Raw genomic sequence first — 13,102 nt, 5'->3', positions numbered from 1 at the left:
AATACCTTGAATAACACTATGAATTATAGATTGATTTCCTTATTTCACAGTCTTTTGGACGATCTTATAACCGGTTGCCGCTATAAGAATGCTCATAAACGGGCTGACGATATTAAAGATGCAATAAGGGAAATAAGTCCAAGTAGATACGCCAAGGATTGTAGATTGCGTCATGCCGCAAGTCGTCCACGGGATCAGCACGGAGGTGACGGTGACGGAGTCTTCCGTTGTCCGGCTAAGCAGGCGGCTCTCGAATCCCCGTTGCTTATATACTTCTTTAAACATTTCGCTGTTCAGGATGATGGCGATGAACTGGTCCGCCGTGCAGATGTTCAAGGATAATCCGGACACGACGGTAGAGGCGACCATGCTGGTACGGCCTCGCATGAAATGCAAGAAGATACGTGTGATGCTTTCCAGCATGCCGCTAGCGGACATGGCCCCGCCGAAACACATGGCGCAAATGATCAGCCAAATCGTGTTCATCATCCCGGCCATTCCCCGGGTAGAGACTAGAGAGTTCAAGGCCTCGTTGCCGGTCTGTATCTGCGTGCTGTCATAGAAAGTCATCAGCAGGCCTTTGATATAGGCGATAATTCCGCTATCCGTGATCCCGGAAATCTCCAATAAGGCGTTTGGCTGGAAGATCAAGGCGAATATTCCGGCGAGTATGGAGGAGGCGAAAAGCACTACGATCGAAGGTGTCTTCTTGGCGATCATGATTCCGGTAACGATCGGTACGATCATAAGCCAAGGCGTGATATGGAACGAGCCTTTCAAGGCTTCGGAGAAAGCGGCTATCTGGGATGCGTCCGCTGTCTCCCTCGAGAATCCGGCGATGCTGAATACGATCAGTGTGACGATCATAGAGGGAACGGTCGTATAAAGCATATACCGGATATGCGTGAAAAGGGGCGTGTCCGTTACGGAGGCCGCCAATACGGTCGTGTCTGATAACGGCGACATCTTATCCCCGAAATAAGCGCCCGATATAATCGCTCCCGCTACCCACCCCGTACTGAAGCCTTGCGCCTCGCCAATCCCGATCAAGGCGATCCCGATGGTGGCGATGGTAGTCCACGAGCTACCCGTCATGACCGATACGATACTGCATAGCAGGCAACAGGCCACGAGGAAGAAATCCGTTTGCATGACTTGCAACCCATAATAGATCAAGGACGGCACGATCCCGCTTACCATCCAACTGCCCGATAGGGTTCCGATCAATAAAAGGATGATGACAGACGGTGCAATCCCATAGATGTTACGGGCGATTTGCCCCTCGATATCTTCCCACTTGATCTTGCAATGAAAGACGGCGATCAAAGAGCAGATCGAGGTGGCTATCAATAATACGATTTGGCTGGCTCCTCCAAGGGAATCGCCCCGGAAAATATAGATGGCTACGGCCAGCATGATGACTAATGTCACTACGGGTAGTAAAGAGATCGCGATGGAGGGTGTCCGGGGCTTTTCTGCCATGGGTTTATTCACTTCGTTTGTTATTTATCATGGATAATCCGAATAAATTCTTTATACGGACTTGCCTTGTGTTATCGATTCTAATTAATTTCGCTGCAAAAATAAAAAAGGATTTGGATAGGAGGGTAACTTATGGTAGTAAATAATCGGTTAGGCTATTTATTTGTCTTTTTGGGGATGAGTATGGCGCTATATGCCCAGCGAAAGACGGAAGTGATCCGTTATGGCGATCTGGATCAGTGGGTGGTACGTAAGATCACGGAATCGGCTATTATCGGGAAGGAGACAAAGACTCTTTACTGCGTTGGCCCTATGGATACGATTATCGGAAATAAACCTTTTGAGCCGAAAGCTTCGCCTTGGGGCAGTTCTAACGTGATGGCAAGGGTGAGCGGGATTACGAAAGCTAGCGTCAGTGTCTACCCCGAAAGACGGGATGAGGGGTATTGCGCACGGCTGGAGACGGGTATAGAATCGATCTCGGCGATGGGTATCATGAACGTGAAGGTGCTGGTCGGTGGATGCCTCTATCTCGGCCGTTTTCTGGAACCGGCGAAGAATTCTTCGGAGACGTGGGGGCAGATCGTTTGCGGTATCCCGTTTCACCAAAAACCTACGTCCTTGTTATTCGATTATAAGGTGAAACTCTCCGGTGATCCCAATCGTATTAAATTGAGTGGTTTTAGCAAGAGATCGGAGGTAAATGGCATTGATATGCCTTTGGTGAATCTCTTTCTTCAGAAGCGTTGGGAAGATAAGGACGGGAACATATATGCTAAGCGTATCGGTACGCTGGTAATCCGGATGGATGAAAATACGGATTGGGTAAACGATGCCAGTTTTACGATCTTATACGGCGATATCACGAAACGTAGCGATTATGAAGAATATATGGGGTTTCAACTCGGTGAGTCCGCCCGTTATAGCTTGAACAGCAAAGGCAAGAATGTGCCCATCCAAGAAATCGGCTGGGGAACGGAGGACGATGAGGTAACCCATATGATCTTAGAGTTCTGTTCCAGTCACGGAGGCTCATACATAGGGTCTCCGGGAAATACCTTTTGGGTAGATAATATCCGGTTGGGATATTGATCCTATTATCGTTGAAACCCTATGGTATTTGTCTCCGGTCTTGATACAGAAGCCAACAAATGAAGCGTAGCTTGTTTTATTCTATGGTTTCGTGATCAGAATATAATAGTCTGATATTAGCCTCTAATATTCTGAATCCACTCCCATGGTCGTGCGGCATACCATATTTGGGGCCAGATTTATAGCTCCCGATTCTTATATCATACATTATCTTCCCATCGGTTAAGAGTGATATAAAACGTTCAAATGATGGCTCTGTATATATATCGGCTTTATTGAAGTAGAAGAGTTCCTTACCTCCTTCTTTTTTCGTTTGGGCAGTTACATATAATAAGTTCTTTAGCTTCTTTGTTAGTGCTTTTTGAATGTCTTGATAGGTGTAACCTACGCTACAATCTAACAGCTCTTTTGTATTTAAGTCAAATACTCCTATTAATATTGTCTTGGCGACAGGGTTGTTTAGGAGTTTAAAAGAATATTTCTTCATATATGTGTTATAGCTATTTGCAAACATAGACGTATGCAAGCTATTTATAGATGGTGCATCTTCATAAGGTGTGCCAAATTTATCTTTTAAATAAGCATTCGCACGTTTGGGAAATGAGGGGCTTTTAGTGAATAGGGTAACGTAAGAGCATGAAGCGCCGCGATGAGATTTTATTTCGAATCCAGCTAAATCGGGCTCGTCTAAATTGTTCTCGACAACTCCGATGTAATCTTCAAATGTTTTTCCAATCCCAGTATTGTTGGCTCTATTGCTTGGAACATATTCCAAGGATTTAACCTCTTTGAACTTTGAAATAATAAAATCCTTATTCTCCATAACGTATTATATTAAATATGAGTAAGTCAATAATATCTCTATCTTTGGAAAAATCTTCCTCTGATATGAATAGCTGTTCTATGGTAATGTTGAAATAGTGGCATATTTTATAGATCTGACTAAGGGTGTACTTATGTGGAAATTTAGGGCTTTCTATACTCCCTATTAAGCCCGGAGCCACTTCGAGGAGATTCGACAACTCTTTTTGGCTAACATTGTTGGCCTCTCTTAGCTCCTTTATCTTAAGGATGATTTCAAGTTGATACTCGGTCTTTCTAATCATTATTGTTATTTTTGCCCAAAAATATAGTTTTATATATGCTTGTGTACTCACAATATGTGAGCAATTGAGTATATTTGCACTCACATAATATAAGTAAGGAAGGTATGTACAAAAGAACGATTGATAATAGGTGGAGCTTTAAGGATGCCGATACCAAAGAATTTACTCATTGCTATCATGCGTATCCTGCGATGATGATTCCCCAAGTAGCAAGAGCTCTAATAGAGGAATATAAGCCAGAGGATGGAGTTGAGCTACTTTTTGATCCATATATGGGAAGCGGTACATCGTTAGTTGAGGCTTCTATAAAAGGTATAAACGCGATAGGAACAGACCTTAATCCATTGGCTAGATTGATGAGCCATGTAAAAACAACCCATTATGATTTATCTTGTATCAGAGATACTTTTTCAATGATGCAAGCCTTGTTCTTTGAGTATTCTGAAGATAAGGTCAAGAATAAGAATTTCGATAATATTTCTAATTATACTTATTGGTATTCCAGAGATAGCCTTTTGCGCCTTTCTTATATTTATCAAGTAATTAATGAATGTGTGGCTTTAGATTTCGCTGATTTCTTTAAAGTCCCTCTTTCCGAGACTGTTAGAGAGGTATCGTTTACGAGGAATGGAGAATTTAAGCGGTTTAGGATGAAGGAAGAGAAAATTAAAGACTTCAAACCGGATGTCTTTCGATTGTTTGAAGAAAAGGTTATAAGAAATATAAATGGACTTGAGGAGTTTAATAGTATAAAATATCCATGTAATATAGATATCTATGACTTTAATAGTACTATAGAAATCCCTTCCGATATAATACAGCCGAATAGTGTTGATATGGTTGTAACCTCTCCGCCTTATGGCGATAGTAGAACAACCGTTGCTTATGGACAATTTTCAAGGTGGGCAAATGAATGGTTCAATTTTGAAAATGCTAAAACACTAGATAATCTCCTAATGGGGGGACGAGTTCAGAAAGAGGAACTTTTTGAGACTAAAAGCATTAAATCTGAACTGGACGAAATAAAGAGCATTGACCCAAAGAGAAATTTGGAAGTGGTCTCGTTTCTTAATGATTATAGCTGTTCTATAAAGAATGTCGCATCTGTAATAAAGAGTGGTGGAGTCGTTTGTTATGTCGTAGGGAACAGAACGGTTAAGGGGGTTCAAATTCCATTAGATTACTTTACTGCTGAAATGTTTGAGAAGAATGGTTTTACACATATCGATACTATTGTTAGAGAAATACCTAACAAAAGGATGCCTTCCAAAACAAGTCCTACTAATGTGGCAGGGAAGAAGGTTAGCACGATGTGCAATGAATATATAGTCATATTGGAGAAGAAATAAGGAAAGAGGCTGTTTTATTTGACTGAATTGATAGCCAATGGCTCCTAGTGTCGAGTTCTTTCTTTTTGACAGTTTGTAATCTTAACGCCCGTAGAATCGATTATTGCGGGGGAATGTACAGTCTACTCTTAAATTTGAGTTAAAATATATTTAATCGCTTGTTGGATAGTTGGATATCAAAAGATGCTCTTTTGTTCTAGCGAAACTAGCTCATCCTAATTCCTATTTTATGGGATGAAAAACCTATCTCAATGGGTTACGATAGGGAAGTGACAGGGTTATGATGGCTATTCTTGATAGTTCACGACCCTATTCTTGACTATTCACGATGCCCAACGGCACTATTGGCGTTGCCAAACACGACCGATAGCGTAGGCTTTTGTCGATACTCGTGTGTAAAAAGTAGTACTTTGCCGCATAAAACGCCGCTTACAACCTCCTTTTTCCCATTATCTTGCCTCTTTTACGAATAGGCTATGTCACGATATGCGCTTTATTTCGGTCAAAAGGATTGTATGAATGCTGTTTTACTGACAGGGAGATTCGCGGGAAATAGTCTGTATTGGAAGTAAAATATAAATAGATAATTGAAAGTAGAAATGAATTGTTCTTTTAATGTACGCTCGTACATTAATGTATAGTTAAATACGTTGATATTTGAGAATTTTTTATGGGATAGAAACGACTAGTTTAAACGATCGATTCTTTTAGTCATTTGCAAAGGTACGCGTTTCTTCGATACTTGCAACCCTTCCGAGCTATTTTTTTATCACTTATTCTCTTTCTTATCAATAGGATAGGTTATCCTCTACGAAACAACCGATTCTTTCAACAAACCTCCCGTTTCGACACTAAAAAAACGCAAGATTTAGACGATCGTTTAGACTAGTCGTTTTCGAGTAGTGGTCGATGATTTAAAGTGTTGAACGGTATTTAATTAACACTATTATTAATATTAAATTTTCGATTTATGAACAAAAAGTTTACAACGTTTCTGGCTAGTGCCATGCTTGTATCTGCTTTCTCGGTAGGTTCGGTAGCGGCATATGTTGGGGCTGTTGCTCCTGCAGAGGATGTAGTAACTTCTACTACTCCTGCGACAGTAGAGGGCAAAGATTTGGCAAAAGATCAAACAGTCTTGTTTATGAGCGGTAGCGATTTCTTGGCTGCTGGTAATGATAAGGCTGATTTTGGTAAGTTTGTTACAGTTTCAGGTACTGCTTCTACCTTTGAATTGGCAGACTTAAATCAAGCCATGTGGACAGTTTCCGCAAAGAAGAACAATCTGGGTGTAGATGTGTTCTCTTTCGTGAACAAGGCTACGGGTTTGTCGTTCGCTGTGGATCCTTCCATGGCTGTCGCTTCAGATAAGAAGAGTGAGGCAAAAGTGGCCACCTTGGGCGGTAGCGCTACGGAATGGGTTGTTAAAGACAACACTTTAGTCTCTTATGTAGATGGTAAGAAGTTTGTTTATCTGGCAACTCGTGGTGAGGGTTCTACTAAGGAAATAATCTTAGTGAAAGCTGAGGAGGTTGGAGAAGACAAGGTCTCTATCTCTTTCAACAAGGATCAGATCCCAACATCGATGCAGTTGCATGCCGAGGATTTGAATAAGTTGTTGCAATCTGTTTCTGCTGAAGGTTATTTTGGCTTAAGTATGAACCCGGAGGTTTCAAAGGGAAATACAAACCATTTGACTGCTACAGCGTTGAAGGCAGTTGACGTTGAGGAAGAGGCTACTCTAGCCGCCACACCAACAGTTTCAGACTATGTGCAATTGCAAGTTAAGGACAAAAAAATTGATGGGGAGGATGCCTTTGTGGTAGTTGATACGGCTTATTATGAAGCTACTGAGGCTCCTACAATGCTGAAGTTTGGTTACGATAAACTTGGTGCCGATAAACGTGCGGAAGGTTCTTATCAATTTAAATTCACTTATAACGCACAGAAGAATGAGCTGTATGCTCAAGTTAAAAAAGTTGTTTATAAGCTTACTGCCAATTCTGGTAAAGCAACTGAATATGCTAAAGATATCAAAGAGGATAATGATAACTCTTGGTGGTCTGTAAAAGAAGGCTTTTCTTCTTCAAACGGAAAAACAAAATTAAGTACAGCGGAAAATCAATACATCTACTTGGCTAACTTGGGTGGAAACAAGTTGTTGACAGTAAACACTAAAGAGACTCAGAAAGGTGAAAAACCGTCTCCGGAAGATCAACGTACGAAGATCACTTTGGGAACGAACTTCACAGGATTGGTTCCGACTACTTTGGCTGATGGCGTTTATATGATTCAGTTTAAGGCCGGTGGCTCTGATAGAGACGAGCTGAAGGGTACTTATGCGTTGGCAAACTTAGCAGGAAACTTTGGTTGGGCTAAACAAGCTGAACGTCAAGACTTCAATCATATGCCAGCAGCTCAGTGGGTTGTAACGAAGAATGGTATATCTTCTACTTCTTCTATCAGCATTCAGAACCGTGAGTTCAATGACAAAGATAAGGATGGTGTATATCCGACTGTTAAAATCCCGACGAATGTCCAATTGTATGCCGTTAAGGACAGCAAGGACGTATTCTTCTATACAACGAATGATGGGAATGAATCTGTCGCTGATACCGTAAGCTTCGTTGCTATCAAGGACGCTAAGGATTTGAAGATCGGTTATCGCTATGTGCCCGAGGATTCTGCTATGGTTCAGACTTATGTATTCAATTACTTACATGGTCTGGCATTAGACAAATATCTGTATACTCCTGCCGGTAAGGATTCTATCGTTCGTGTAAACGAGAATGGTGATAAGACAAACTTCCGTTTGGTGGTAGTTGCTAAGGATGATAACTATGGTGTTGGCGATAGCTTGGTAAGAAATGTTTACCAGATCAAGAATGGCGAAAGCTACTTAACATACGACAGCAAAGCTAAGAAGTATGTTCTAGGTTCTACCCCGACTAACTTCTTCTTGAAAGAGAACAACTGTATTGATGGTAAGCATTATTACGCTTTGGTTGAGGCTGTGGTACGTAAATATAAGATTACAGAAGGGGATAAGATCTATTCACCTGCTTATAACGGATTCAAGTCTACAGACAAAGTAGTGGTTGATGGCAAAAAGGTTCCTGTTCCTACTTTAGATAAAGGTCAGGAGACTCTATTGTTCGATGCTGATGGTAACTATTTGGTAAAAGACAACAGTGTTATTAAGAAAGCTTTTGTCTATAAAGCAAACTCTAAGAATAATGATGTTATTGAATTGATGGAGATTGTGTTAGATAATAATACTACTCCTCAAAAAGATAAATCTTATTATGCTTCTAGTGCCGCTCAAAACGGTTTGAAGGCTTCTGTAGATGACAATACCTTGGATTTGACTCAGGGTTCTACGGATGATAAGTTTGATACTGGAACAAAGCGTGAGATCCGTACTTCCGCATTCGCCGTTGTGACAGATGATTCTCCATTATACCGTCGTTTCAACAACGCTGTGTTGAATGAGAGCGAAACCGCTGATAGCTTGTTCTTCGTAGAGAAGATCCGTAAGGAATACTTGATGGATGAGTGGAACAAGAATTTAACGGACAAGACTGTTGATTATGTAGGTATCTGGAATAAGGAGAAAGCTGATGGCAAGTTAGCGTTCATCGTTGATACTGCGTGGGTAAATCGTGGTGCCGGTACTATCAAACCTCAGTATTTGGTTTCCGTGGCACGTGACGATCAAGAAGGTACTCCGGGTATTCCTTGTACGTATGAGCATAATCACTTCGATAATGCTGGTAATCCTGTTAATGCCGCTAATTGCTCACACGCAACTAAAGCGCATCCGGGTTTCAACTATGGTAAGTATATGGTAAGCTTCGCCGACTCCGCTCTTATCAAGGGTAAGGAATATAAGACTCCGTATATGGATATCGATGGTGGTTACACTCGCGTAGGTTTCGTGAAAGCGATCCATTATGGTGACAGTTTGTATGTATTGACAAACGGTTTTGAGAAGATGACTCCGGCTGAGTTGGATGTTGAGACGATTATCGCTAATTACAAGAAGGCCGGTTTGGAGAACTTCATCGTAAACTTGCAGGGTGACAACCATAAGAACGTTACTTGGTCATTCCGTTACGTAAATCCTGATAAGGCTGGTGTTGTGACAGAAGAAGGTGAAGCAAATGAGTTCTTGTTCGAGTCTAACATCTATAACGAGAATGGTTTGACTTCAACAGGTAAGGCTACTAAAGGTTTTGATAAAGCTGTAGCCGGTTCCATCGCTCCTCAATATGCCGCATGGTTGAAGATGCAAAACGGTTGTTTGGTATTGACTCGTGGCGACTCTGAATTCAATGCTGCTAAGACTGGTTCTGACGGTGCCTTGATCTTCAACGCATACCAGAAGACTGACGCTGAGGATATGGTAACATCTATCGAAGGCGCTAACGCTGAAGGCGTATCTATCGTAGCCGGCAACGGTACTGTAACCGTTCAAGGCGCAGCCGGTAAGTCTATCGTTATCACGAATATCTTAGGTAAGGTTGTCGCTGAGACTGTTCTTACCTCCGATAACGCTACAATCGCTGTACCTGCCGGTATCGTAGCGGTAGCTATTGATGGTGAGGAAGCTGTAAAGGCAATCGTGAAATAAGAAATAAACGAAATAAGATAATCATACGATTCCCGTGCGGGTATCGATCCAAGTAATCCGTGACGGATGAACAGGCGGGAATTGGATTAATATTAATACTAAAGTAATAAATTAAAGTTCATCCGTAAGTACTTCCGTGAGGATGGAAGCGGATAAAAAGACAAGTCCTTGGCAATGTGTTCGCATGCCAAGGACTTTGTGTTTATACTTGCCTTCGTCAGACCTAATGAGTGTATGAGTTGTTTAATTCTGCGTAAGCAACTCCGTCAGCCTCTTGACCCCTTCCGAGGCCCCGGCCTGTATATGCTCGATATCGTTGCGATAAGTACGTACATCTTTCGGGTCGATCAAGTAGATCGGTTGGCCCCGGCGCACGTAGTTTAGCAATCCGGCAGCAGGGTAGACGTTTAAGGAGGTACCGATAATCACGAAGATATCACAATCTTCCACCAGCTTGATGGAAGGCTCTATCATGGGTACCGCCTCTCCAAACCATACGACGAAAGGACGTAGCTGATTTCCGTGAAGGTCCTTGTCACCCAGATGAATATCCGGGTTCTCCGGTGATAGATCGTAGGTCGTGTCCATATCCCTTACGGAGCATGCCTTCATCAACTCTCCATGCAGATGGATCACGTGGCTGCTACCCGCACGTTCATGTAAGTTATCGATATTCTGGGTAATGATCCGTACGTCGAAATCTTTCTCCAAGGCGGCTAGGCCGAGGTGACCGGCGTTAGGTTTCGTATTCAATAACTCTCTTCTGCGCTGGTTGTAGAAGTCGAGAACCAATTTAGGGTTGGCGGCGAAGCCTTCCGGCGTGGCGACATCTTCCACCCGGTATTTCTCCCATAACCCGTCCGAGTCACGGAAAGTGGAGATGCCGCTTTCCGCACTCATTCCCGCTCCGGTAAGTATGACTAACTTTTTCATCTGTTACTTGTTTAAAATGTATAGATGTATATATTAATAGTTACGAAGTTACGACTTTATCTTGAAAAAGCGATGAATAATTACATTTCATCGCTTTCTTTTATATCCCAACCGTTAATTTTTATATCGATCGGACTATAACCATTGAATGATATTTCAATTGTAAAATCATGTTCATTTTCTAAATTAATATTGGGATTTTTCCCAAGAAGTTCTCCGATAAGGTTTTCATCATAGCAAACTGTATTTGTTTCATCCACTATCTGTAAACGTGGTATCCGGTTCTTATCAAGTTTCATTACATTGAAATCAGCGGTTAACGTATTACTCTCTTTTGCGACCCTCATATAAACAGGTATATAAAGAATCGGATCGTCATGGGCGAACAATGATGAATATCCATATTTACCATTGTTGTCTTCAATATAGATGTTATGAGATATGTCCTTATCCAAATTATGAGCAATAACACGGATATGATTTGTAATCTGTTTTAGATTTATCCAAGCAATCATTTTTTCGTGTTCATCCAATGCTACAGTCTCGTGTATCCCATGATATAGTAACTTGGGCTGATCTGTAACTCGGTTATCCGTATCCCGTTTCAGGAATAAGAAAAAATCTTCTATATGTGTTTGACCCGGTATGCATGTTGTTATTCCGTAGGTTGCCTCGTTATAACCCGCCCATGTTACAAATTGGTAACTTCCTCGTTTATAAGGAAGTTCCAATTCGTAATTATCATCGATCCATATCAGAGAATCATTTATTTGTGAAACGAAAACACCTTTGTCATCAAAAATGAATACAGATAACCGATCAATCCCATTTTTGTTACTTGGGGTATTTGTACCAGTCGGATACCGGAATTTAAGAACGATGCCGGTATTGTCCGGAATGCATTCAGGTAAATTTTCTTTTATACAGCTCGTCATCGTGAACGACCATGTAATTAATACTATCCATTTTAAATAGGCTTTCATCTCACAGATAAATTTTAAGAATTCATAGATAGTGGGCTATAGATCATAGTCTTCTTCATAGACTTCCCATGGAGTTATTTCTATATCAGTACTTATCCATGTTTCTGATTTAATCACCTCTCCGGTATCGAAATTGTCTGAAGGATTTCCCGGAGCTTGTATGCTATGGATGTTTACCTTAAAATACTGATTCCGGTAAACGTTATAAGGTGCTTGAGGTGACGTAGCATTGGCATTGACGAAAATGTGGAAGTAACAGATACCATTTGTAAATGTATTCTCATTCAATACGTATGTTCCGTTGTAAAGAGGCATCCCCGGAGTATTTTTACTGCAAAGATCGGCATATTGTTGTGCTATAGTCCCATTTACAAAATAGTTGGCAATACCGTCGGCTGTTCTGACTACATAGAATGTTTTGTTGGCATTATTGGGATTACTGATAATCGCAAAGTCTGCCGGTTGGGTTGGGCTGGGATTTGAAGTCGATATTACTTTATCTGGCGTAAACACTCCGCTGACACTAATAAAAGTCGTTCCGTTTACTTCTGTTTGATCCAAGCTGTATTTGAATGAGTTCTCAGGTGCGTAGGAAAAAGTGACCGGATCGTCCGTTGAAGTATAGGTGTTTATGGCGTCCGACCCTCTTTCGAAATCCGATACGGAAAAATTTTCCCAATTATAGTCCTTGATAATCCCGTCTCTTTTATCCTGTATGAAATAGAACTTTTTATTCAAGTTCCTCCAACCGAATTTTATCTCCGTCATGTTTCCTCCTCCATTTACAACAAAGTCATTAGCTTTGAATACTGCTGCTTTCGCTACAACGCGGGAAACCGGTATAGCCATGCGATTCGTTTGAGCAAGGCTTTCATTTTCATATAAGTTTGCAGCCGGGGTACTTTCCGGATAACTCGTGTTGAACATGACAAAGCCATTTGTCAGATCTGCCAGTTGCGAGATTTCTTGGGCAAATTGATTGTAACTGAATGATCCGAGTCCATTGGCTGTGATATAGTTGACCATATCTGTATTGAGGTTCACTGCTGCAAAAATATATTTATCGGCTTTTTTAGTTTTGATAGCTCTGTTTGTTACCCAAGTGGAGCTACCGGGAGATTTGGGGGCAAGAGAATTGTCGTCTACCGTAAATTCAGCAACTGTCGGAGTATTTGGGGCATCGGTATCGTAGATAAATACATGTAAGGTCTTGACCTTGTTCTCGTCCGCTATTCCCTGATCAATGGCACGGCCCGAAGCGACTTTCGTCATAGTGGTATGGGGAATATTGATAGCGATAGAGGTATATGCGTCCGGCATATCGGCATTCGGGTCTTTAGCAGATCCTTGAGGAAGCTCGTTATCTTTACTGCATGCAGTGATAGCTAATGCCGCAAATAACGTAATATACAAATTGTTTGTTTTCATATGCCTATATTTTTTAGTGAATACTTATATTATTATTTAATTCATCCGGTTTGGCCCGGTTGTCCTATAGAACACCCGTTCTGTCCAAATAGTTAT

At 41.4% G+C, this 13,102-nt stretch carries 9 protein-coding genes; 3 read left to right on the top strand and 6 right to left on the bottom strand.

What is annotated here, in order from left to right:
* Positions 1–39: 39 nt before the first annotated feature.
* Complete coding sequence (locus tag CI960_RS19820) at positions 40–1,482, bottom strand: Na+/H+ antiporter NhaC family protein (RefSeq protein ID WP_005860939.1); 1,443 nt, start codon at positions 1,480–1,482, stop codon at positions 40–42.
* A gap of 132 nt (positions 1,483–1,614) precedes the next feature.
* Between CI960_RS19820 and CI960_RS19815 the strand changes: the two genes are divergently transcribed.
* Positions 1,615–2,574: a PCMD domain-containing protein gene (locus CI960_RS19815; protein ID WP_005860941.1), complete on the top strand. Its 960-nt coding sequence runs from the start codon at positions 1,615–1,617 to the stop codon at positions 2,572–2,574.
* 76 nt (positions 2,575–2,650) lie between these two features.
* On the opposite strand, the gene CI960_RS19810 is transcribed toward CI960_RS19815, so the two are convergent.
* Positions 2,651–3,397 (bottom strand): MvaI/BcnI restriction endonuclease family protein, encoded by a 747-nt coding sequence (locus tag CI960_RS19810; protein ID WP_005860943.1) that lies wholly within the window; start codon positions 3,395–3,397, stop codon positions 2,651–2,653.
* Positions 3,387–3,680, bottom strand: a complete 294-nt coding sequence (locus CI960_RS19805) for a helix-turn-helix transcriptional regulator (protein WP_005860945.1) — start codon at positions 3,678–3,680, stop codon at positions 3,387–3,389. Before CI960_RS19805 ends, CI960_RS19810 begins: the two co-directional genes overlap by 11 nt.
* Positions 3,681–3,784: 104 nt before the next feature.
* On the opposite strand from CI960_RS19805, the gene CI960_RS19800 reads away from it, so the two are divergent.
* Both CI960_RS19800 and CI960_RS19795 read left to right on the top strand, forming a co-directional pair.
* On the top strand, positions 3,785–5,029 hold the full coding sequence (locus CI960_RS19800) for a hypothetical protein (protein ID WP_005860946.1): 1,245 nt from the start codon (positions 3,785–3,787) through the stop codon (positions 5,027–5,029).
* Positions 5,030–5,999: 970 nt separating this feature from the next.
* A complete protein-coding gene (locus CI960_RS19795; protein WP_005860948.1) occupies positions 6,000–9,662 on the top strand; it encodes a DUF6383 domain-containing protein in 3,663 nt (1,220 codons plus the stop codon).
* Positions 9,663–9,905: 243 nt separating this feature from the next.
* Here the strand turns inward: CI960_RS19795 and CI960_RS19790 are convergent, their stop codons facing one another.
* From CI960_RS19790 to CI960_RS19780, 3 genes are all read right to left on the bottom strand, one after another.
* Entirely contained in the window at positions 9,906–10,595 is a 690-nt protein-coding gene (locus CI960_RS19790; RefSeq protein ID WP_005860950.1) for an NAD-dependent deacylase, read from the bottom strand.
* Between the two features lie 80 nt (positions 10,596–10,675).
* Positions 10,676–11,578: a FimB/Mfa2 family fimbrial subunit gene (locus CI960_RS19785; protein WP_005860952.1), complete on the bottom strand. Its 903-nt coding sequence runs from the start codon at positions 11,576–11,578 to the stop codon at positions 10,676–10,678.
* Positions 11,579–11,614: 36 nt separating this feature from the next.
* Positions 11,615–13,006: an Mfa1 family fimbria major subunit gene (locus CI960_RS19780; RefSeq protein WP_005860954.1), complete on the bottom strand. Its 1,392-nt coding sequence runs from the start codon at positions 13,004–13,006 to the stop codon at positions 11,615–11,617.
* Between the last annotated feature and the right edge of the window lie 96 nt (positions 13,007–13,102).

This window comes from Parabacteroides sp. CT06 (assembly GCF_002257605.1).
GTDB lineage: Bacteria > Bacteroidota > Bacteroidia > Bacteroidales > Tannerellaceae > Parabacteroides > Parabacteroides distasonis.
Note: the sequence above shows the minus strand (reverse complement) of the source record. Positions and strands in the feature narration are given on the sequence as shown.

Coding starts and splice junctions, on each gene's coding strand:
- CI960_RS19820 (WP_005860939.1), bottom strand. CDS start 1,482: ATGGCAGAAAAGCCCCGGACACCCTCCATCGCGATCTCTTTACTACCC.
- CI960_RS19815 (WP_005860941.1), top strand. CDS start 1,615: ATGGTAGTAAATAATCGGTTAGGCTATTTATTTGTCTTTTTGGGGATG.
- CI960_RS19810 (WP_005860943.1), bottom strand. CDS start 3,397: ATGGAGAATAAGGATTTTATTATTTCAAAGTTCAAAGAGGTTAAATCC.
- CI960_RS19805 (WP_005860945.1), bottom strand. CDS start 3,680: ATGATTAGAAAGACCGAGTATCAACTTGAAATCATCCTTAAGATAAAG.
- CI960_RS19800 (WP_005860946.1), top strand. CDS start 3,785: ATGTACAAAAGAACGATTGATAATAGGTGGAGCTTTAAGGATGCCGAT.
- CI960_RS19795 (WP_005860948.1), top strand. CDS start 6,000: ATGAACAAAAAGTTTACAACGTTTCTGGCTAGTGCCATGCTTGTATCT.
- CI960_RS19790 (WP_005860950.1), bottom strand. CDS start 10,595: ATGAAAAAGTTAGTCATACTTACCGGAGCGGGAATGAGTGCGGAAAGC.
- CI960_RS19785 (WP_005860952.1), bottom strand. CDS start 11,578: ATGAAAGCCTATTTAAAATGGATAGTATTAATTACATGGTCGTTCACG.
- CI960_RS19780 (WP_005860954.1), bottom strand. CDS start 13,006: ATGAAAACAAACAATTTGTATATTACGTTATTTGCGGCATTAGCTATC.